Raw genomic sequence first — 357 nt, 5'->3', positions numbered from 1 at the left:
GCTCGCCCGCCAGTTCGACCGCATCCAGCTGCGAGGCGCGCAGCGCCGACAGCCGCGCCTTCTGCGCGGGTGTCGCCGGCGCGCTGATGCGATCGGCATGCGGGCAGCCGAGCGCGTCGGTCAAGGCGCGGTAGCAGGCACCCGGGTCGCGGCCGCTGCGGGCCGTGATCTCGGCCGCCAGCAGCGCCGGCGCGAAGCCGTCCTTGTCGGTGGTCCACACGCCGCCACCGCGGCGCTGGAAGCTGATGCCGGCACTCTCCTCACCGGCCACCGCCAGACGACCCTCGAGGAGTCCGTCGACGAACCATTTGAAGCCGACCGGCACATCCACCACCCGGCGTCGCAACCGGTGCGCAA

Annotated in this window: 1 protein-coding gene; it reads right to left on the bottom strand. The window is 73.4% G+C overall.

Translation table 11 applies throughout. The features are described from left to right. A partial coding sequence (locus FLQ44_RS01720) for a phosphohexomutase domain-containing protein (protein ID WP_206208611.1) occupies window positions 1–357 on the bottom strand: 357 nt, incomplete at both ends.

It is taken from the genome of Vogesella mureinivorans, from assembly GCF_007644035.1.
Lineage (GTDB): Bacteria > Pseudomonadota > Gammaproteobacteria > Burkholderiales > Chromobacteriaceae > Vogesella > Vogesella mureinivorans.
The sequence above is the reverse complement of the archived record's forward strand: the minus strand, read 5'-3'. Positions and strand labels throughout refer to the sequence as shown.